Annotated in this window: 18 protein-coding genes; 8 read left to right on the top strand and 10 right to left on the bottom strand. The window is 60.9% G+C overall.

What is annotated here, in order from left to right; genetic code table 11:
* Positions 1–97 precede the first annotated feature (97 nt).
* The 3 genes from ACF8GB_RS20260 to ihfB form a co-directional block, all read right to left on the bottom strand.
* Positions 98–1,534 carry an MBL fold metallo-hydrolase RNA specificity domain-containing protein gene (locus ACF8GB_RS20260; protein WP_392527546.1) on the bottom strand — a complete coding sequence of 479 codons (1,437 nt, stop codon included), beginning with the start codon at positions 1,532–1,534 and terminating at the stop codon, positions 98–100.
* A 101-nt stretch (positions 1,535–1,635) separates the two neighbouring features.
* The gene (locus ACF8GB_RS20265) at positions 1,636–1,899 is read right to left on the bottom strand and encodes a lipopolysaccharide assembly protein LapA domain-containing protein (RefSeq protein ID WP_078478149.1); all 264 of its coding nucleotides are present in this window, start codon (positions 1,897–1,899) and stop codon (positions 1,636–1,638) included.
* A gap of 18 nt (positions 1,900–1,917) precedes the next feature.
* Positions 1,918–2,214, bottom strand: a complete 297-nt coding sequence (gene ihfB, locus ACF8GB_RS20270) for an integration host factor subunit beta (RefSeq protein ID WP_056807345.1) — start codon at positions 2,212–2,214, stop codon at positions 1,918–1,920.
* Between the two features lie 250 nt (positions 2,215–2,464).
* On the opposite strand from ihfB, the gene ACF8GB_RS20275 reads away from it, so the two are divergent.
* Positions 2,465–7,144: a dermonecrotic toxin domain-containing protein gene (locus ACF8GB_RS20275; RefSeq protein ID WP_392527547.1), complete on the top strand. Its 4,680-nt coding sequence runs from the start codon at positions 2,465–2,467 to the stop codon at positions 7,142–7,144.
* Positions 7,145–7,276: 132 nt separating this feature from the next.
* Here the strand turns inward: ACF8GB_RS20275 and moaB are convergent, their stop codons facing one another.
* Entirely contained in the window at positions 7,277–7,792 is a 516-nt protein-coding gene (gene moaB / locus ACF8GB_RS20280) for a molybdenum cofactor biosynthesis protein B (RefSeq protein WP_078478147.1), read from the bottom strand.
* A 141-nt stretch (positions 7,793–7,933) separates the two neighbouring features.
* Here moaB and ACF8GB_RS20285 point away from each other — a divergent pair, with 141 nt between their 5' ends.
* Positions 7,934–8,821, top strand: coding sequence for a LysR family transcriptional regulator (locus tag ACF8GB_RS20285; RefSeq protein WP_392527548.1), 888 nt, complete (start codon positions 7,934–7,936; stop codon positions 8,819–8,821).
* Positions 8,822–8,830: 9 nt separating this feature from the next.
* Here ACF8GB_RS20285 and xenA read toward each other — a convergent pair whose 3' ends face one another.
* Complete coding sequence (gene xenA / locus ACF8GB_RS20290) at positions 8,831–9,922, bottom strand: xenobiotic reductase XenA (protein WP_027914248.1); 1,092 nt, start codon at positions 9,920–9,922, stop codon at positions 8,831–8,833.
* A 48-nt stretch (positions 9,923–9,970) separates the two neighbouring features.
* Between xenA and ACF8GB_RS20295 the strand changes: the two genes are divergently transcribed.
* Positions 9,971–10,306 (top strand): helix-turn-helix transcriptional regulator, encoded by a 336-nt coding sequence (locus ACF8GB_RS20295; RefSeq protein WP_078478144.1) that lies wholly within the window; start codon positions 9,971–9,973, stop codon positions 10,304–10,306.
* 165 nt (positions 10,307–10,471) lie between these two features.
* Here the strand turns inward: ACF8GB_RS20295 and mqo are convergent, their stop codons facing one another.
* On the bottom strand, positions 10,472–12,112 hold the full coding sequence (gene mqo / locus ACF8GB_RS20300; RefSeq protein ID WP_392527549.1) for a malate dehydrogenase (quinone): 1,641 nt from the start codon (positions 12,110–12,112) through the stop codon (positions 10,472–10,474).
* A 239-nt stretch (positions 12,113–12,351) separates the two neighbouring features.
* Positions 12,352–13,212 carry a LysR family transcriptional regulator gene (locus ACF8GB_RS20305; protein WP_144967166.1) on the bottom strand — a complete coding sequence of 287 codons (861 nt, stop codon included), beginning with the start codon at positions 13,210–13,212 and terminating at the stop codon, positions 12,352–12,354.
* Positions 13,213–13,407: 195 nt separating this feature from the next.
* On the opposite strand from ACF8GB_RS20305, the gene ACF8GB_RS20310 reads away from it, so the two are divergent.
* The 5 genes from ACF8GB_RS20310 to ACF8GB_RS20330 are packed head-to-tail and all read left to right on the top strand — an operon-like array spanning position 13,408 to position 16,107.
* Positions 13,408–14,154 carry a 2OG-Fe dioxygenase family protein gene (locus ACF8GB_RS20310; RefSeq protein WP_392527551.1) on the top strand — a complete coding sequence of 249 codons (747 nt, stop codon included), beginning with the start codon at positions 13,408–13,410 and terminating at the stop codon, positions 14,152–14,154.
* A complete protein-coding gene (locus tag ACF8GB_RS20315; RefSeq protein WP_145129942.1) occupies positions 14,138–14,620 on the top strand; it encodes an N-acetyltransferase in 483 nt (160 codons plus the stop codon). Before ACF8GB_RS20310 ends, ACF8GB_RS20315 begins: the two co-directional genes overlap by 17 nt.
* Complete coding sequence (locus tag ACF8GB_RS20320) at positions 14,617–15,318, top strand: AzlC family ABC transporter permease (RefSeq protein ID WP_027914243.1); 702 nt, start codon at positions 14,617–14,619, stop codon at positions 15,316–15,318. Before ACF8GB_RS20315 ends, ACF8GB_RS20320 begins: the two co-directional genes overlap by 4 nt.
* Positions 15,297–15,617, top strand: a complete 321-nt coding sequence (locus ACF8GB_RS20325; RefSeq protein WP_023536306.1) for an AzlD domain-containing protein — start codon at positions 15,297–15,299, stop codon at positions 15,615–15,617. The genes ACF8GB_RS20320 and ACF8GB_RS20325 overlap by 22 nt, the downstream gene beginning before the upstream one ends.
* Before the next feature lie 55 nt (positions 15,618–15,672).
* Positions 15,673–16,107, top strand: a complete 435-nt coding sequence (locus ACF8GB_RS20330) for a hypothetical protein (RefSeq protein WP_182139794.1) — start codon at positions 15,673–15,675, stop codon at positions 16,105–16,107.
* A 154-nt stretch (positions 16,108–16,261) separates the two neighbouring features.
* Here ACF8GB_RS20330 and ACF8GB_RS20335 read toward each other — a convergent pair whose 3' ends face one another.
* Genes ACF8GB_RS20335 through ACF8GB_RS20345 form a run of 3 tightly spaced genes read right to left on the bottom strand, consistent with a single transcriptional unit; the run spans position 16,262 to position 20,218 of the window.
* The gene (locus ACF8GB_RS20335) at positions 16,262–17,476 is read right to left on the bottom strand and encodes a hypothetical protein (RefSeq protein ID WP_392527554.1); all 1,215 of its coding nucleotides are present in this window, start codon (positions 17,474–17,476) and stop codon (positions 16,262–16,264) included.
* Positions 17,477–17,486: 10 nt separating this feature from the next.
* Positions 17,487–19,349, bottom strand: a complete 1,863-nt coding sequence (locus ACF8GB_RS20340; protein ID WP_392527555.1) for a hypothetical protein — start codon at positions 19,347–19,349, stop codon at positions 17,487–17,489.
* A gap of 8 nt (positions 19,350–19,357) precedes the next feature.
* Positions 19,358–20,218 carry an SH3 domain-containing protein gene (locus ACF8GB_RS20345; RefSeq protein WP_392527556.1) on the bottom strand — a complete coding sequence of 287 codons (861 nt, stop codon included), beginning with the start codon at positions 20,216–20,218 and terminating at the stop codon, positions 19,358–19,360.
* Between the last annotated feature and the right edge of the window lie 698 nt (positions 20,219–20,916).

Here is a 20,916-nt window from a genome sequence, read left to right on the forward strand (position 1 = left end):
GTGGACTGCGCGCAACCCTCGCAAATACTCACCTGCGACGTGACTGCAAACCGTGCCATCAGAGTTCAAACCCAGAAAATAATTCACCCCTGTCTGCCTAATCTTCCGGAATGCTGATCTTCGTGGGCCATTGCAGGCGCCGATAGCAGCGTGCCAGTGCCTTGGACAAGGCAACCTTTGCTGTGCGCTCGCCGTGCACCAGCACCACCGCATGGGGTGCTTGCATCATCCCCGTTGCAAACGCCACTAACCCCGCCTGGTCGGCATGCCCCGAGTACCCCGACGCGTTCAGGACTTTGGCTGCGATAGCGTAACCCCGCCCCTCCAGTTCCACCTGCACCACACCCGGCGCCCTATAGCTGGCCTGAATCACCGCCCCAGGCGTCCCCTTGGCCTGGTGGCCTACGAACATCACTTCATGCCTGGGGTCGCCCAGCATGCCCTTGAGGTAATTGACGATGCGCCCGCCCGAGCACATGCCATTGCCTGCAATGACGATGGCGGGCCGGCCGGTGCTTTTGAGGTAGTTGACCACCTGCTGGTGACGGGCGTGGGTGTCTACGCTGATCAGCTGGCCGAATGCGAGCGGGTCGCGGCCACCTGCCAAGCGCGCCCTGGCCTGTTCGTTCCAATAAGGGTGCAGGTCGCGGTAGGCCTGGGTGATGCGCTGAGCCAGGGGCGAATCGAGAATGATCGGCAGCTGCGACCAATCCACGGGCTCGCCTTGTGGGGAGGGGCCCGTCTTGCCCAGCAGGGCCTTGCGATGCAGGACATCTTCAAGATCATGGAGCAGTGCCTGGGTGCGCCCCAGGCTGAAGGCCGGGATCAGCAAGGTGCCGTGATCGGCCAGCGCGCGGTCGATGGCCGCTTCCAGTCGCTGGATGCGATCACCCGTGGGTGGGTGAAGGCGGTCGCCATAGGTGCTTTCCAGCACCAGCACATCGGCACGCTCCGGGGGCTGCAAGGGGCGCAGCAAGGGATCGTTGCCGGGGCCCAGGTCACCTGAAAATACATAGCGCGTGTTGTTGGGCCCGTGCTGGATGTCGCATTCGACGTAGGCAGAACCCAAAAGGTGACCGGCACGCTGCAAGCGAATCGCGCAGGCCACCTGCGGGTGCTGAACCACGGCGTGCCAATGCCCGAATGGCAGGGGCACGATCAGGCTGTGCACCAGGGTGATGTAGCGGGCCACCTGGGCAGGTGTGCTGTCGATGCCGAGTTTGAAGGCGTCTTCGAGCACCAGGGGCAGTAATTTGGCAGAGGGCTCGCTGCAATAGATAGGGCCGCGGTACCCCTTGGCCAGCAATGCCGGAATGCGGCCTACGTGGTCCAGGTGCACGTGCGTGACGATCAGGGCCTGGATGCCGGTGATGTCGAACCCAAGCGCGCTGCCCTGCGCACCCGGCATTACATCGGCGCCCTGCTCGGCACCGCAGTCGACCAGCAGGCTGACGCCAGGGCCAAGATGAAGCTGATGGCAGGAACCCGTCACGCCGCGTACAGCGCCATGGTGGGTTAGGCCGGGGTAATCCATGCTGCGCACTCTCGCCGGGGCTAAAACGAAGTGGGCAATTAGTCCATGGTGACCGTGGCTTTAATAGGCAGACATTTCCTAAAGCACTATAAGAAAAATCCTCACCTGCCGCTCAGCGCCGCTTCGCGGGCCGAAGCCCGGATTTTGCGCTTGCTGCGCTGCACACCATAGGCGCCCAGCAAAGGCCCAACGGCCAGGCCAATGATCAACGCGGCCAGCACCACCACTGCCACCGGCACCTGTGGCGCAACCCAGCCAAACAGGGTCAAGGCTACGGTCTGCTGGTTTTCCAGCACGAAGAACAGCACTACAGCCGCCAGCAGCAGGACGAAGACAGCTGCCAGTGCACGCTTGAGGTTACGCATCGGGTTGCTCCTAGGGAATCAGGTATGGGCCTCGTCTTCTTCATTGACCCGATCACGCAATTCCTTGCCGGGTTTGAAGTGCGGAACGAACTTGCCTTCGAGGCTGACCGACTGGCCGGTCTTGGGGTTGCGACCTACCCGTGGTGCCCGATAATGCAGCGAGAAGCTGCCAAAACCGCGGATCTCGATGCGATCACCGGTAGCAAGGCATTGTGACATCTGTTCAAGCATGGTCTTGATGGCCAGCTCTACGTCCTTGGACGAGAGTAGCCCTTGATGGGTGACAATACGTTCGATCAGCTCCGACTTCGTCATGATTTTCCCTTCGTTATCAAGCAGCTAGATCATTGCTTAACCAGTTTGTAGCACGGTGCGAGGGATTTGAACAGGTCGGTTCTTGACTTATTCGAAGAATGTTGGTCCAGCCTGCCGGGCAAGAGTGGACAGCAACGCGTCGTGCCTGGGCGCAGCCAAAGGCCTGGGACCGATGTGCAGCATATAGATAGCACCGAGTGCCGTGGCACGCTTGGAACATTGTGGAAAGAACCCACAAGGAGCTCCACGCATGCCCTCTGCCCTCCCCTCTCCACCTGCACATGACCTCAATCGTGCCGTCGCCCTGCGCTTTGCAAGCCGCCCCACCTTGCGCCAGGTGGTAGGTGAGCAACTGATGAACCTTATCATCGCGCATTACCCCAAGGTGGCTGTTCACCGCCCCGACATGAAGTGTGCTGAGCCACTGAAATTTCTTCGCTGGCACATTGACGGCTACTGGACAGTCACCCCGCTTGTCGACGTTGTACTGCAACACTTTCTTGATAATGCGCCGGTGGACTTTGCCAGCCAGGACCGCTTCAGCCTTAAACCACCGCTTCGTTTTTTTGCCATCCCCGACGCGTGCGAAACAGCCGATGATGACCTCGTCGACCCCGGCACGCTGAACGACGCATTCAACGCGTTTCTACCGACCCTTCATACGTGCTTTGAACAGGCTCAGATCGATTACTGGAATGCAGGCAACGGCAATGATCACGACACTTGGGTTCAACAGGTGCTTCGCGCTGGGCTTCTGAGTGGGCTGACCGATCAGACATTGACCGCCGATGAGCGCCGGTGCTTGAACGATCTGCTTCTCGAAAGAACTGAAGGTTTCGCTGTGCACGCCGTACGCATACATCGGCGCCTCGACCAAGGCAGCACCCGTGAACTGCTGCCTGGGCTGCTGGTGAGCGCCAGTAGCGAAGTGGCCAACGTGACACTCTGGTGCACGAGCGCAGGCGGTGTGAAAGGCTTCAGTTCACTAGACGCTTTTGGTGCCTACCTGCAGACGCAACACAGGCTGACGGAGACCGACGACGGTTTTTCGTGGGCGCTTTACGAAGCCGACGGCAACGCGTTTGCCTTGTTGTCCAGCGTGCTGCTCGAAATCCTGTTGTCGCGATTGAACCGCGTACGGTTGAGCGATCTGAACACGGTAGATGAGTTGGCCTCGGCCTACCAGGCCGTGGTCGACCCCTCGCCGTTCTTCGCCCAATTGGCCGATCTGCCCATTCAAAAGCTGGCCATAGAGTTGCCTGAGAAGCTCTTGAACGCCGACTTCAACGGGCAGAGCCGCTATCTGCAGGCGCTGCTGGACGTCTGTGTGTTACAAGCTTCCCAGGGCAATGCCCAGTGCCCCACAGAACCGGACGACCTGCATACCTACGCACGGCACACGTTGCGTGAACAGATGCTGGCCGATCATCCTGCAGACGGCGCCTACGACGCGGATGACCTGATTCTTACCGTCAATACCTATGCCAATGACGGCCATGGGCTGGGTTTCGGGCAGCTGATAGAAAGCAAGACACTGACGTTGACCGAGTACGCCATCGGTCGCCTTGAGGCAACCGGCGCGAGCCCTGTGGCAGCTGTAGCCCATCGCACTCATGAAGAGATCCCTGCCTGGCTTGACCCCGAGTACTTGCGCCAATTGGTTGCCATTGTTGATATAGGCGGCAACTATCCGCGCTACCTCGATGGGTTGCTTGGGGATGAACAGTACAAAGCCTCCCACCTCAACGCCTTTGCGGCGCAATGGCGGATGGGCCTGATGCTCGATGCCGCCTACGCGCTTTGTATCGGGCATATTGACCCAAGTAGCTATGCGGCGGTGGCCAGCTTTTGCCGTGTACCAGCCAGCAATGAGCAAGCGTTGGCCATCGCGCCCCTGGCCTTCAAGCGCTCGCCCGACTCGCAGTGGGTCGACAAGGCGCACGGTTTCTTCGTCATTCAAGTGGCCGATAGCGGCGAGCTGTTGCTGTATTGCCCGATGTACAAAGGTGCGCTCAAACAATTCAAGAACCGGCAAGCCCTCATGCAGGAGATCGCCCAACCCGGCCGCGTGCAGGCAGGCGTGCTGGCATGGCTCGACCAAACGCACCGCGCCGTGTACGACAACGGTGGTTTCAAGGAGCCTCACCTGCCGCACTGGGTGTTCGACCCATACGCTCCCCTGGACAAACCAGCCCCTGTTGAGCTCGCACTGACGTTCTGGACGCATGACATCGATGCGAACCTGTTCGAGGCCAAGCGCTCGATGCTGCTCGAACTGGCCGACCGCAGTGCCATGAGTAACAGCGAGGTACGCTGGCAGTCCATCAAGACGTTCGCCTGGCAGTTGCTGAACATCGCCGCCCCCGTGCTACCGGGGCCGATCTCTTCGATTGCCTTGCTGTACATCGGTATAAGTGCCGTAGCCGAAGACCTGAAATTGCTGCTTGAAGGCAGCGCTACGGATCGAACCCAAGCTGTGGTGGATCTGCTTAACAACACATTGATGATGTTGATCCATGCACAGCTGCCTAAAACCGAGCCGCCGCATGCCGGGGCAACTGCGCTAACGGTCGATGCAGCTTCGGTCCGACTGGGCGGCGATGTCGATCCGTCGCCGCTGCCTGAGCCGGGCAGTGTGGCTCCTGTCGAGGCACTGCAGGCCCAAGCGACCACTCAACTCGACTTTTCGTGGCGCGGCGCCCAGGGTTTCAACGCGCTGTCCGGGACTCAACGCACGCGATTGCAAGCCATGGCGGCCTCGGTAAGCCTGGAGGGCCGACCGGCGATCGGGCAAGGGCCACTCGCAGGGTTGTATGAACTTGAGCATAGGCTCTATGTGCGGCTGCAAGGACAAGTTTATGCGGTCGAGTCTGCCGATGGTCTTACCCGCATCGTCGGGCCGGATGGCAGCCAGGGGCCGCTGATCAGGCGTGATGAGCAACGTTGGCGTATCGATACACGCCTGCGAGGCGGTGGGGACCGCCCCGGCTCAAGCACCCGGCAGCGATTGCGCGAACGCTTGGTAACCCGGATCCAGACGGCGCTGCAGGCGGTCGAGCAAAGCCTCGCCAACGCCGATAGAGGCGCTGCTGAATATGAAAGCCTGCGCCAACGCATCGAGGCTGCTCGTGCACAATGGCTGAAAGTGGAGGAGCGGCTCAAGCAACCGCCGCCGCAAGATCCTGAACAGCATGCTCAATTCGAACAGGCAACCAGCCTGTTTGCCAAACGGCAAACGGAGTTGCTGGTCCAGATAAAAGACTTGCGTCGCCAGCGTATCGAATCCGCTGTAGGCATTTTCCAGAACTACCTTGAGGCCGAGCGCAACATGGTTGCGCTGCTTGATGACCGTAGCTACATGGCGAGCAACAGCCATGCACCAGAACAGCGGCGGGCGTTGGCAGATGTAAGGCGCAATTTGATTGGTTATGCGCAGTTCATCATCGAAGAGCAGCTGTATACCGGCAGGTTCGCCGAGTACGATCGACTGACCACGGCGCTCAATGACGCCTTGCCGCAGGAGCGGCAAGCTGCGTATGAGCAGTACCGTGAAGTACTTGAAAGCATGGTTATCGACCAGCCTTTGATCATTGAATATACAGCGGCGCTTGATCGGCTGCTTGCCGTTACCGATCTGGACATGACGGCACCGAGCATTCGAAAAACGGACAGGACCGTTGCCCAGATCATCGAAACGCGCACCACTACCACGGTAAACATACGGTTCTTCCAGGCCATGGGTTTGGTTGAGCTGGCGCTGCGTTTTGAAGCCTTGCAAGACTATTCGCACTATGCGGTGTTCAGGGCTGCACTCGCTGGGGAGCGCCTGCGGGTGGCCGCTAATTCTCACCACCTGTCCATGTTCGCCGATCTGCAGACTGCTCAGCGTATCGACATTCTGCAGAGTGCCTGGGATGAATATTCGGCGGCCATCCTCAACAGTCAGCGCATTGCCCAGCTGGGCAGCGAACTTGTAGATATCGGGCGCCTGGAGGCGTATCGGCAGCAAATGGTCGAGCTCAAGACCATGGCGGGCGACGCGCTGGTTACCGCATTGCGGGAGCAGGCCGTCGGCCAGCAGCACTCCACCACCCGGCCGGTCTATCCCCGCCAGGCGTTACAAGTGGCTACAACAGCGAACGGCCAGACGGTGATCGGTTCGGAGTCGATCGTAGAGGGGCGGCCTGCGCTGCAAGTTCGCGGGACCTTCAGCAAGACTGTACTGCATACCTTTACCCGGGAAAGTGGCACGTGGGTCGAAAGATTGCCAGCTGCTGGCACCTCATCGCCACCCAGAGCGCCTACACCGGAGAGCGAGCGTCAGGAACAAGCGCTGGCTGAAGGCATGCTTGCTCAGAATCAGAACGTACTTGCCAATGCGCGCAAGCTGGTTGAAGAAGATGTCGATAGCCATTCATTGACGTCAATGCTCGATGCCCAGATCGGGGAAGTGCAGACACTGCGGGATCAGCTCGCCGACAGCGAAGCTGAATCTGAACTGCTGCAGCGCCTGGACGATGCCCTGGTGAGCTTGCGCGAGGGTAAACGCGAGATGCTGGTCAAACTGCACAGCACCACACGCTTTCCCAGCGCAGAAGGCTTGCACTACTTGCACAAGCAAGGGCTGTTACGTGTGACCTATCAGGGGCCGCGGCAGCCACTGGCCGAAGATTATCTTGATGAATACCGCATCGATGTGCTCGAAGCGCCGGGCAGCGAGCGCGGCAAGCCGCTGTGGGCCGCGCACTTTCACTTCAATGATGCGGGTGCCGCGCCGACGGCGTTCGGCAAAGGTCATCTGAAACTGTGGCGGCAGCGCAAGCTGGGTTACAGGGAACAGGTCAGAAGCGCTGCCATGGGCGAGGAGTTACGTATTCACCGTGGCAACCTGACCTACGCTCAGGCACGTGGGGTGATTCCTTTCAACTGACCAGTCGCCGACGTGCCTTGACGACTGCGAGCAATCGGGGCTAGCGCGCAGCCAGTTCGGCGCCCCGGCAAAGCCGCTTAGCGGCCGGTGGATGCTGCTGAGCCGGAGAGCCTTGATAGGCACGACGCTCTGCTAAACCCGCAAATGCTTGACGAAATTGCAAGGCCGATGCCGGGCGTCGAGCTGTTCGGCAAGAATGCCTTCCCAGGCAGTACGACAGGCCCCGGTATAACCTGACAGACAACAGACCAGCGTACGATTGCTCAGCCCTGCCAAGGCGCGGCTGTGCACGGTCGAGGCGCCGACATCCAGAATGGACAGCGCACGGAACAACTCGCCGAACCCGTCCACGCGCCGTTCGAGCAGGCATTCGACCGCCTCCGGGGTGCTGTCCCTGCCACTAAAGCCTGTTCCACCGGTGATCAACACTGCCTGCACCTGCTCGTCGGCAATCCAGGTCGCCACCTGGGCGCGTATCTTGTAGACGTCATCCTTGAGCAGAACCCGTGCAATCAGGCGGTGCCCCACCTGCACCAAGCGATCCGCCAGCAGTGCACCTGATGTGTCGTTCTCGACAGTGCGGGTATCGCTGACGGTCAAGACAGCGATGTTGAGCGGCACGAAAACCGCATTGGGTTGAACACGCACAGCACAGCTCCTTGCAGTGGGGTTACGGCCACGCTAGTAACAGGCGCTGCCAGCGTCCAATCGATAGCGCAAACGGCTCGATCGATGGCATCTATCGCCACGGTACGTTACTGTCGGCGTAACCCTTTAGCAGGCGCAGGCATGGATATCAAGCAACTGAAGTTTCTCATCGCCCTGGACCAGACTCGCCATTTTGGCCAGGCGGCTGCGTTGTGCCACATCACCCAGCCCACGCTGTCCATGCGCCTGCGTAACCTGGAAGACGAACTGGACCTGGTGCTGGTCAAGCGCGGTCAGCGGTTCGAAGGGTTCACCGAGGCGGGCGAACGCATTCTGGCCTGGGCGCGGACCCTGCTGGCCGCCCATGACGGTTTGCACGCCGAAGCTGCCCATTGCCGCGGTCAGGTGGTCGGGAGCCTGCGCCTGGGCACGGTGCCGCTGGCCAGTTTCAACCCGATGCAACTGCTGTTGCCGTTGCGGGCCAAGTACCCGGGCCTGCACTTCGAACTCAGTTCCCTAAGCTCCGAGCAGGTGATCGACGGCCTGAGCCGTAATCAACTGGACTTGGGCATCTGCTACCTGGACCAGGTCAACACGCAGTTTTTCGACGTCATCGAGCTGGGTACCACTACCATGGGCCTGCTGCACGATACCCGGCATTTTCAGTTCGAGGTCCAAAGCCTGCGCTGGGACCAACTGGGCGATACGCCGCTGGGCCTGTTGAGCAAGGGCATGCATTACCGGCAGTCGCTGGACTTGAGCTTCCGTAGCCGCGGCCTGGAACCGAACGCTGTACTGGAAAGCGACTCCAGCTTCCAGCTGATCCAGGCCATCACCACTGGCCTGTGCTGCGCCATCATGCCGCTGGGGTGCGGCCTGGAAGGCCTTAGCGAGCACCTGCGCATCGTGCCGGTCACCGATGCTGTCATCCACAGCCCGGTGGGCCTGTTATTGCGCCGCAGCGAGCCCCGCTCGGCGATTGCCGAGCAGTGCTTCGCCGAGGCGCAGGTGGCACTTCAAACGCCCTGACCGCGACCCTTAGCGATACCGTTCAAGCCAGTGTGCATAGGGCGCTGGCAAGGTCCATGCAGCTTTCTCCACCCCCAGCTCCTTGGCCGCGAAATAAGCCCAGTGCGGGTCAGCCAGATGCGCACGCCCGACCGAGACCAGGTCCAGTTGTTCGGCACGTACGGCCGCTTCTGCCAATTCCGGTTTGCCAAAGCCCCATGCCGAGGTGACGGGGATACCCGCTTCGCGGCGCACGCGTTCGGCAATCGGGCCCATGAAGGCTGGGCCCCATGGAATGTTGGTGTCGGGAATGGTAAAGCCCACGCTTACGCTGAGCAGGTCCAGGCCGCCCGCCTTGAAGCGGCGCGCCAGCTCGATCGACTCTTCCAGGGTTTGCTCGTCACGACCATCGTATTCCAGCACCCCAAAGCGAGCGGTCAACGGCAGGTGCTCAGGCCACACTTCGCGTACCGCTGCCAGGGTTTCGAGCAGGAACCGACTACGGTTCTCGAAGCTGCCACCGTAGGCATCGGTGCGCTGGTTGGAGTGCTCGGAGAAGAAGCTCTGGCCCAGGTAACCGTGGGCAAAGTGCAGCTCGATCCACTCAAAGCCGGCGTCGCGCGCGCGGCGGGCTGCATCGACGAAGTCCTGCTTGACCCGAGCGATGTCGTCCAAGGTCATGGCGCGCGGCACCTTGGGCAGGTTGGCACCGAAGGCGATGGCCGACGGGGCGATGGTTTCCCAGCCGCGTGGATCATCGACCGCGATGTGATCATCGCCTTCCCATGGGCGGTTGGCGCTGGCCTTGCGACCGGCGTGGGCGATCTGGATGCCTGGCACGGAGCCCGCCGCCTTGATCGCCTGCACCACGGGCACGAACGCCTGGGCGTGGGCATCGCTCCAGATACCGGCGCAGCCTGGGGTAATGCGGCCTTCGGGCGATACTGCCGTGGCCTCGACTACCAATAGACCGGCACCGCCCCGGGCCATGCCAGCCAGGTGCACGTGGTGCCAGTCGTTGATCATGCCGTCTTCAGCGCGGTATTGGCACATCGGCGGGATGGCGATGCGGTTGCGCAGGGTGACGTCTTTGAGGGTATAGGGTTCGAACAGGGCTGCCATGGAACACTCCAGGATCATTGAATACTGTAGTTCGATCATAATCGAACTATGGCAATAATGAAAAGCCCCGGTATCATGCAGACCATGCGAGCCTACAAACATCCCAATCCTGATGATCTAATTCTCGAACGCGTGCTGTACGCCTTGAGCGACCCAGTGCGCCTGGGCATCGTCCGCCATCTTGCCGGGGTGACCGAGGCCAGCTGCGGCGAGCTGGACGGAGGGCGGCCCAAGTCGAGCATGTCCCACCATTTTCGTGTGTTGAGGGACGCCGGGCTGGTACACACCCGCAACGTGGGCACCACGCACATGAACTCACTGCGCAGCAAAATGCTCGACGAGCGTTTCCCGGGGTTGCTGGACTGCATTTTGCGGCAGGCCTGAGTGACCTGCGCCCTGCCCAGGTTTCCCCAAGCGATCGCCTCGCGCACCATCAAGGCTGCCGAGTGCCTGCGCGGGCGCGATCTTGGCCAAGCCCTGCCTGTCTAACCGCGCAAAAAAAAACCACGAGGTCACCCCCGTGGCTTTCGATTACGTCAGGGCCGTGAGTTACAGGGCCATGTCGTTCTCAGGCTTGCTTTCAACCGGCTGGCTTGGCGCAACGACGCTGGTGCCGACGCGTTCGTCGATGACCGGCGGCTTGGCCAACTGCAGCACTTCAGCGGTGTAGTTCCACTCTTTCTGCGTAGCAGCGGCCGAGTCGTTCAGCTTGGTGCCGTAGCTCGGGATGATTTCCTTGATCTTGGCCTGCCACTCTGGGGTAGCGACCTTTTCCTTGAACACGGTTTCCAGCACGTTCAGCATGATCGGCGCAGCAGTCGATGCACCTGGCGAGGCGCCCAGCAGACCGGCAATGGTGCGATCCTGAGAGGCCACCACTTCGGTGCCCAGCTTCAGCACGCCGCCCTTCTCTTCGTCACGCTTGATGATCTGCACGCGCTGACCGGCTTGCCACAGTTTCCAGTCTTCCTTCTTGGCATTCGGGAAGTAGGTGCGCAGGGCGTCGAAACGGTCGTCGTCAGACAGCATCAGCTGGCCTGCGAGGTATTCCACCAGTGGGTACTGGTCGATGCCCACGCGGGTCATTGGCCACAGGTTGTGGGTGGTGGTGCTGCTGAGCAGGTCCAGGTACGAGCCGTTCTTCAGGAACTTGGTCGAGAAGGTCGCGAACGGGCCAAACAGAATCACACGCTTGCCGTCGAGCACGCGGGTGTCCAGGTGGGGTACCGACATGGGCGGTGCACCGGTGGAAGCGATGCCGTAGGCCTTGGCCATGTGCTGCATGGCAATGGTTGGGTTCTCGGTCACCAGGAACGAGCCGCCCACAGGGAAGCCTGCATATTCCTTGGCTTCCGGAATGCCGGACTTCTGCAGCAGCTTCAACGCGCCACCGCCAGCACCGATGAACAGGAACTTGGCATCGGTAGCCGACTTGCTACCGTCCTTCAGGTTCTTGTACTCGACGTGCCAGGAGCCGTCCTTGTTGCGGCTGATGTCCTGCACTTCGCTGGACAGCTTCAGGTCGAAGCCTTTTTGGGTCTGCAGGTGACCGACAAACTGGCGGGTGATTTCGCCGAAGTTCACATCGGTGCCGATTGGCGTCCAGGTGACAGCCAGCTTCTGGGCCGGGTCACGACCTTCCATCATCAGCGGGACCCACTTGGCGATCTGCGCGTGATCTTCGGAGTACTGCATGGGGCGGAACAGCGGGCTTGCCTGCAGCGCTTCATAGCGCTTCTTCAGGAACTTGATGTTGTCGTCGCCCCACACGAAGCTCATGTGCGGCGTGGTGTTGATGAACGCGCGCGGGTTCTTCAACACGCCCTGGCGTACCTGCCAGGACCAGAACTGACGGGAAATCTGGAAGGCTTCGTTGATTTCGATGGCCTTGGAGATGTTGATGTTGCCGTCTTTGTCTTCGGGGGTGTAGTTCAGCTCGGCCAGTGCGGAGTGACCGGTACCGGCGTTGTTCCAGCCGTTGGAGCTTTCTTCGGCCACGCCGTCCAGGCGCTCGACCATCTCCATCGACCAGCTTGGCTCCAGCTCGTGCAGCCAGACGGCCAGGGTGGAGCTCATGATGCCGCCGCCGACCAACAGTACGTCGACTTTCTTGGTTTCTGCGGCGTGAGCGTGCATGACAGTTGCAGCGACAGCCAGACCCAGCAAGGTCTTGCCAGCTTTCTTGAACATTGATCAATTCCAGTCAGGAGAACGGAGGTGGGCCTGTGGCTGACCCAGGTAACGCGTGTTCTTCAGCGCAGGCTTGTTATTGATCATTGTTCAGCAGCCAGAGAACCGGAAAACGAATCAGGCTTTTGTCGCATTGACCTACATCACTGAATCGTTTTTCCGATTGTAACCGAAATGCCAGGACAAACAAATTGCGCGGCCAAGCGCAAGACGACAGGTTGTCTCAGGCTGACGGCGCTTCAGGCATTGATCGACTCGAAGGCGTGCATCGGCGCTGTCTTGGGGTAGAACTGAGGAAACTCCTCCTCCACGATCCATGGCTCTTTCATCACCAGGTACACATCGAGGTATTCGGAATACCCTTCCCAGATGTGCAGGTCGTTCGTCTCGGCCACGGCCCGCGACAGCACGCCCATGCCGCCGAAGCTCTTGATCATCGACACGCTGACGATCTCGCTGCCGGAATGGAACACGGTAGCAGCCTCGAGCCCGCCGCCCTGATGGTTGGCGAAACGCGAAAAAATGGAGGCGTACGGGCATTCGGGCAACGGCTTGATGACCACCGAAGGGGCGGTGTCGGCACTGACCGAGCAGGCCACCACCTCAATGCGCAGGCCCTTGAGCGAAACCGAGTAGAACCCCTCGGGCATGCTGTCGCCCAGGATCACCACCATGTCGGCTTCGCCCTTGGCCAGCTTGGTAAGGTTGTCGGGGGATTCGGAACAGCTGAAGATGGGGCTGCACCCGGACAGATTGCTGGCCACACCGGCCATGATCTGCTGGTTGATTTCCATCGACAGGGTGCTGTTCAGGGCGACCCGCAAGGGCTGGCTCTGGCGCTCGCGCAGCTGTTTGATTTTCAGTTGCATGCGCTCGGAGCAGCGCACGATCTCCAGCACATGGGGCAGGATCCCGACCCCTTCCTGCGTCAACGACACGCCTTTGTTGGTGCGGTCAAAGAGCTTGAAGCCGCAATGGTCCTCCAGCTTTTTCAACTGCGCCGCCAGTGCCTGCACCGTGACGTGGACCTGCTCGGCGGCATCGGTGATCGACCCCGTCCTCGCGACATTGGCGATGTTTCGCAGCACCTTGATATCCATTCGACACCCCTCCCAAGACGTGCTCAAGCCCGCATGCAACAAGGCCTGGAAGGATAACGCACAACCGCCGCCGCTGTCTGCTCGGTACGTCGGCTGGCAACAAGCGGCGGTTGAGGCACCACAAAAAAAAGTGAAGTTTCTGCCATCATTTCGCCTGCTAGATTGGCGCCCAGATTTCAACGGGAAGAGATGCCAATGCTTACACTCAAACGGAATGTTGATGACGCACTGCGCCTGAACAAGACAGTCAACGTGCTGGGCAACGACTTTGCACTCCACGGCGGTTTTGACCATTTCGTGGCGTTTTCCAAGAGCTGGGAAACAATGGGCGTAGACAAGTACTACGGCCAGGCCGACAAGGGTACCCGCTACCGCCGCTACAGCGATTTCGACTTCAACCCGGCGACCGGCGAGCTGCAGCAGCTCGAACACCGTGCCTATGAACAGTCCGAGGCCCATAACCAGTATGTGGGCGGCATGCGGCGCCACTTCGACGATGTGTCCAGCGATGTCTTCAACTCACCGGTGCTGCGCGCCCTGATCAAGCTGGACTTCGACGTGTACAAGGCCGTGCTGCCTGAAGAACTGCACAACGTGCCTTGGCAGTGCCAGGTTCACCAGATCCGCATCGAGGTCAAACCCGGCGAGCAAATCGAAATCACGCCCGAAGGCATCCATTGCGACGGCTACCCTTTCAGCGGCGTGCACTTCTGGGGCCGTCACAACATCGAAGGCGCCACCAGCAAGGTCTACGACAAACAGTCGAACGTGATCGACTCCGGCACCTACCAGGAAATTCTCGACACCACGTATTTCCTCGACCGCGAGCTGCAGCACTACGTGACACCGGCCACCAACCCCAGCGAATCGGAAATGGGCTATCGGCAGATCATCGCCATCTCCTTCTCCCGGCCGGGGACCGAACATGACATTGTCAAATAGCCTTGAGCAGGCAACGCGCAGCGTTGCCGTGCCCGACCGCATGAACGGCCTGACCATCAAGAAGGCCACGCCGTTTCATGCCACGCGCCTGGTCAACTTCCTCAAGCGGTTCGACGAGATTGCGTTCTGCGACTGGCAGAACGAGGACCTGCTCAAGGGCCTGTTGAGCCATGACAACACGTTCTGCTACCTGGCGGAAAACCACAGCGGGGCGATCATCGGTGCCGTGGCCGGAGGGGCGATGGGTACACGCGGTACCATCAACCACCTGGCCGTGTCGCCAGACTATCGCCACAGCCGCATCGGCACGTCGCTGACCACCTCGATCCTCAACGACTTCCGTCAGCATGGCATCCGTCGGGTGTTTCTGTTCATCGACCAGGACAATGCGTCGGCGGTGCGCTTCTGGAACCGGCAGGGCTTCAGCCAGACGCGCGGCGAGATCACCTGCGAGGTCGATCTATGACCGACCTCGCCTTGCACCCGGTCTCGCGCAGGGAAAGCTTCGTCGATGCCTTGCCGGTAATCACCGGCTACTTCGTGGTGAGCTTCGTGTTTGGCGTGATGTGCATCAATGCCGGGCTGCCCTTGTGGCTCCCGGTGGCGATGTGCGTGTTCGTCTACGCAGGCGCCGCGCAGTTTGCGGCGCTGGCGTTGATCACCTCCGGTGCGCCGTTGCTGACCATCGCGTTGTCGACGCTGCTGATCAATTCGCGGCACATGCTCATGGCCATGTACATGGCCAAGCAGAGCGATGGGCTGGGCATCTCCCGGTCGCAAAAGCTGATGTATGCCTTTGGCCTGACCGACGAATCGTTCGCTTTGCACAGCCAACGGCTACAAGCCGGCAAGTACACCCCGCCTGGCTATCTGCTGCAGTTCAACACCTGGTGCCATGCCAGCTGGATTGCCGGCGCCCTGCTCGGCGCCGTGGCCTCCGATGCGCTGAGCCGCTTCTCCGCGTTCAAGCTGGACTACGCGCTGACCGCCATGATGATCTTCGTGCTCGTGTCGCTGTGCAACAGCCGGCCCAAGCTGATCGTCGCCCTGGTGGTGATTGCCGCGACCTGCCTACTCAACGCGCTGTACCCCTCCCCTTTGAATGTGTTCGTGGCGACGGCCGTGGGCTGTGGAGTAGGCCTATGCCTGAAGAAAAATACCTGATCGGCGCGGTGGCCTTGATGATGGCCATCACCTACTTCACCCGGGCCACGCCCCTGCTGTTCCGAATGCAGGGCACGCCCAAGGTGTTCAACGATGTCATCGAGTACCTGCCTGTGGCGATCATCGCCAGTATCACCGTGCCTGCGTTGCTGATGGCCAAGGACGGCTCGCTGATGGCAGTGAACGCCGACATGCTGGCCGCAGTGCCGGTGGTGATCGTGGCCTACTTCACCCGGAGTTTGATTTTCAGCGTGGCGGCAGGCATCGCCGCGCACGTCGCCATCACGCTTGTGGCGTGACGTCGACCTCAATTGCACCTGTGCCTGAGCGCATCGAATCTACAAGGACACCGGCATGAGCCCTGCTCATAAACACGTGACACTGGAAAACCTGAGCGAGTTTGCCCGCCTCATGCCCAAGGGCTTGCCACAGGAGCAGGTGATCGCGGCACTGGGTGAGCTGTCGCTGGAATGCTCGCTGAACTACCAGCTGAGCAAGACGTTTCTGGCCGACGGCTGGATCGTGGAGTACCGACACCTGCGCGCTGCGGCCCGGCTGAGCACCATCAACGACCTGCTTTTGTTCGCAACCGCCGGTGGCTTGAGGGTCATCAAAGCCGATGGCACGCAGCAGATGATGAAAAGCGGCGACCAGCTTCTGCTGGCAGCGGACACCCAAGTGACGGTATGGCCGGAGGGCGAGGATGGAAATGCGAGTCTGATTGCATTGTCTGTTGAGCTGGATTTGGGGCAGGTGCTTGAGGATGTGGGGGATGAGCGGGTTTGGTAGATGAGTGACGCCCAGGGGGGTAACGGCCGCGATAGACCGCAACGCGGTCTCGGCAATGTTAGCGGCGAGGCTCCAATCCTGGGGCTGCCGCGATGGGGCCGTGAAACGGCCCCGGCATGCTTGCGGTTTGCACAAGGCCCGCCCCGACAACGTCCTAGTTCGTCTCCAGCTCATACGCCTTGCTCACGAACAACGCGGCGTACAGGCTCTTGCCTTCCTTGAAGGTGTAGGTTTCCTCGAAGTCGTCCCCGGCCGCCAGCTTCTGCGCAATGGCGCATTCCGAATCGCTGTGCTGCTTGGCCTTGGTGCCAAAATCGCTGCTCCAGGTTGAAAGCCCTACTTCTTGGCAGAAGTCGGCAAACTTGGCGTTGGGCGTGGTGTGCTGGAAGGCTTCGAATGCCACGCGCATGGGCTTGAACCCGCTGTAGCTGACCTCATAGCGCTCCACCTTGGCCTTGCGCGCCAAGTCCGATACTGCGCCGCTGAACATGGCCAGACCAGAAGGCGGGCTGAAGGCGGCGACAATCTGGCCGCCCAGGGCTGCCTTGAACTGTTCCTGCACATCATCGAGTTCGGGCATGGATTGCAAGGTGGCCTTGCGCACGATTTCGCCCACCTTCGAACCGTCGTTGCGGTGAGTGACCACGAACGTCATAACGCCCTCGCCATCGCTTGAACGCTGCAGCGTGAGGTCAAGATCGATCTTGGTCCCGAATTGCCCCGTGCTGTTGACCAGGAAAGCGCCCGTGACCGGCTGGCGCGCCGCCAGGTTCACACCCCAAGGCAGCTTCGCCTGGGACGCGCGCCCGTTGGCCGTCAGCTCGACGCCCGGCTGGATTTCGTCGCTCACATCGTAGACACGGACGATGTCCTGGCCCTGGGCCGCGATATACGGATCGGCCATCTGCATGCCCAGCAACTGGACATGGATTTCGCCGTCCTTGCTGTCACCGCTGTGCGACAGTTTTAACGCATCAGCCTTTAGAAAAACGCCGGTCACGTAGCGTGATTCGAGTGCGTTCATCTGGTACTCGGCCCAGTTGCCCAGGCCCTCCTGCATGTCCATGCCCCGCATTGAGGCCACTAAGCCGGCCATGCTGCGCATGAACTGTTGCGCGCCGTTGGTCTGCACGGCGGCCACACGGATCTCCGGGTCGGCCACTGTCAGGTTACCGGAAAGTGCCGAGTACGAAATGTCGCCTTCGGATAGCACGTCTTCGAGGAAGTAGCGTTCCTTGAAGTCTTCGTAGTAGGCCATGGCTTGCTTCTTGCCACTGCTCGAAACCACGGCATAGGTGACGCCGAGCGCTACCGCCACGACCGCCACACCGCCAATCAACTTCTGCTTTGCGTTCATCTGCTTGATCATGGGTTATGCCTCACTGGACCTGTGCCGACGCGTTGTTCCAGTCGTTCACAAACTGTTGGGAGACTTCGGGCGTCCAGTTGGAGTCGATGCCTGCATTGGGGAATTCCTTGGCCAGCACGGCGCCATAGGACACGCGGTCGGCGCAGCGCTCCTGCTCGCAGGCCTTCGGCTCGCCCACGCTGTAGGCGCGGTAGGTAGGGATGGCGCGACCGTCTTCGAGCGGGTAGTAAGGGGTAGCGTTGGCCACCTGGGCCACGTACCAGCCTTCGGGGTACTGCTGCTCGGCAACCAGACGCCCTTCGCCTGGGTAGTCGAGGGTGTAGAACTCGCCCTTCTTGCCGGTGACATGCACCATCATCGGCGTCACGTTCTGCGACGACGTAGGGTCCTGCTGCTGCAGCGGCGAAGGGTAACGCACCTTGATGCCGGCCATCTGCGCCAGTGCCTCGGTTTCACGCCCCTTGAATTCCCCCATGCGCTCCTGCAATTGCTGGTAACGCTCAAGCACACGGGTGTGTTCCCAGGCCAACTGCTGCTGACGATTGCGGGCTTCCCGCACGCGCTGCTTCTCACGCTGCTGCGCCCAGTTGGCGCCGCTGCGCACATCGAAGTACAAGCCCTGGCGGCTCATGCCGATGCGGTTGCGCACGATCTTCTGGTCATCGTTGCCCCAGATTCTGTTGGAAATGGCCGACAGGTCCTTGACGATGAGCAGGTCTGCCACGTCGGTGGTGCTCGGCGATGCGTTCTTGATCAGGTCGAAAACCTGCAGCGCAGTCTCCTTGTACTTCACCGGGTCCAGGGCGAAGGCGTCGTCCGGGGTTACGGCGACGTAGTACGGGTCGGCGAGGAAAGGCCCCACAGCGCCGTAGGTAGGCCGGGAGAACGCCAGGTATACCTTCATGTTCCGGTCGGGAATTTCGCCCACCAGCAACGCCACCTGGTCCGCTTCGGCCGTGAGGTAGCTGACCGACTTGTCCTTGACCGCCGCCTCGTAACGCTTGCTGAACATCAAGGCACTGGGGTGGACATAGATACGATTCCAGTCGTTGCCGCGGTAGGTGCCTTCGGCTTTCCAGCTGATCTTTTCGAAATTGCCCGCACCAAAGCCGGAAGCCGGACAGGGCATGGCCGGCGTGGTGCCGAACGTGAGGGTATCGCCCTCACTGATGATGGTGCTATTGAGCACCCACTTGCAGCCCGCCGCATCGGTGATCTGCATCAGCTTGCTGTTCTTCAGTACCACTGAGCGGCCATAGTCCGAGGTGGGGGCGGCCGCGACGGATGCGCCGGCTACCTTGGGCGCAACGGCAGGTGCTGCCGCCGGTTCAGGTGCGGGCGCTGGGGTTGGGGTGGGGACAGCGGCCGGTTCTGGCTTGTTGGCCGGCGCTGGGGCAGCCGCCACGGCCGGTGCTGGGGCCTCGACAGGCGCAGGCGTAGCGGCAGGTGCGGATGCCTCTGCAGGCGCTGGCGCAGATGATGGCGCTGGCGTTTGAGCCTGCTGGGGGGCTGGCGCCGTGGGTGCGGCAGGTGCGGCAGCCAGGTTCATCAGGCCCAGGTTGCTGGCAGTGCCAGCGCCGCTGGCATACAGCGTGCCCTTGTCATCGACCGCTTTCCAACTGACCTTGGCCGTGGAGCAGTCCTTGGCGAACACGAACGGCAACTTGTTCAGCAAGCCCGAAAGCATGTCTGGGTTGTCCCAGGCAGGCCGGGTGATGGTCAGCTCGACTTCAGGCTTGCACCAGGTCGCGGCCTCACCGGGCACTTCGACCTTGATATTGTCCTTCTTCGAAAACGCCAGCTCGTGGGCGAAAGCCTGCGGTACCAGACCGCAAGCACCGATCACGGCGAGCGCAAGGGCGTGCTTTTTCATGGAGGTTCTCAAATCAGTTCCCAGGTGCCATTGGCCTGTTTGCAGAAGGTGTTCTGTTCCTGTTCGGTCTTGCCTTCCTTGGACTTCAGACTGACCGTCACAGGGCGACAAGCCGCTTCGGCAGCGACGGTCTGGGTAGGCAGGTTCTGCAGCGTGTCCAAGTCGAAACCTTTGGTTTCGCTACTGGTCGCCACGTCCAGCTCATCCAGGTTCACCGCCGGGGGGACGCGCTTGGCCACGGCCTGTGCCTTGGGCTCGACGTAGTCCTTGTGCACGTAACCGACCGTCACGCCTTTGCGCCCCACCAGCACCCAGTCGCCCGTTGAACCGACGGCCGTGAATTCGGTGTGGTTCTTCAGGCTGCCGACTTTTTCGCCCTTGGCGTTGGGCGCCGCACGCACATTGAGGTTATCGCTGGTGGTCACGTAGGGTTCGTTGATCAGCTTCATCGACGGAACGGCCTGGATCTTCGGCGCACGCTTGACCTCGACCTGCTTGGTCTTGGTGTAGGTCTTGCCCGTCACGATCTGCGCGGTGGCGCCGGAGTGGTCGGACTTCCAGGTCACCGGCTGTGCACTGGCCGTGGCCTGTTGCTGGCTCAGCACTTCCTGGGTGCGCAAGGCCAGGGCCTGCTGGTCTTTTTCATCGAGCATGTTGCCGATGCGGTTACCCACGTAGGCACCGATGCCGCCTGCGATCAAGGCAGCCGCCAGTTTGCCGTTGCCGCTGCCCATGGTCGAACCGATGGCAACACCCGCCAAGCCGCCGATCACGGTGCCGGCCTGTTCCTTGCTGATGCCAAGCTGGGCGCAGGCGGTGGTCGAGGCGATGGCGACGGCCAAGAGGGAGGCGATGAATTTCTTATGCACGTGGATCACTCCATTTTCCAGTGGACGCACAGCCGTGAACCGCAGCCTTCGGGCAGCAGCGTGGGCGTGGTGTGGTGGGTTTGCAGAGGGGCGCCAGTGGCAGCCGCAGAAGGCGACGCCACGGATGAGCGAACAGTGATGGGTAGGTATAGCGAAGCGCAAAGCATCCAACGAATCCATGTCAGGAAGCGTTCATCGCCCGGCGCGCGTAGTCATTACGGCGTGTTGTTCGGGCGTGAGTGGCGAACAGAGGCCGGCATTGTAGCGCAGGTGGTGAATGGCAGATCAAGACAAAATGTTGCGGAGGGTTGAGCGGCAGGGGATCGCTTTGATGGGTAATTTTGGGTCTCTGAACTCAGATTAATCCCCTTACTTGTAGGCCGTTTCCGAAACATACTGCTCCGCTGCTCAAACGGTTGCGACGGAGCAGGTCACGTTCTAGTCTCGGCGGGTCGTTGCAGATCAACGACCGGCTTTGACAGGCAGACCCTTCTCCCCACACGTGCAACCCTTATGGCGGTGGTACGTAGGGCACCTTGTGTGCGCTGAGTCTCCGGAGTCCTCGGTCTGTCAACCCGCGTATCGCTGCCACCCTCTTGTTTGACAGCAAGGCTGTAGCAGCCCGACTGACTCTGTTGAAGCGATGAGTTGTCACAATCCTTCGGTTGACCCAGCGGTGCAGGGAACAGGAATACCGA

Source organism: Pseudomonas sp. xss_4, assembly GCF_043104125.1.
GTDB classification, from domain to species: Bacteria; Pseudomonadota; Gammaproteobacteria; order Pseudomonadales; family Pseudomonadaceae; genus Aquipseudomonas; species Aquipseudomonas parafulva_B.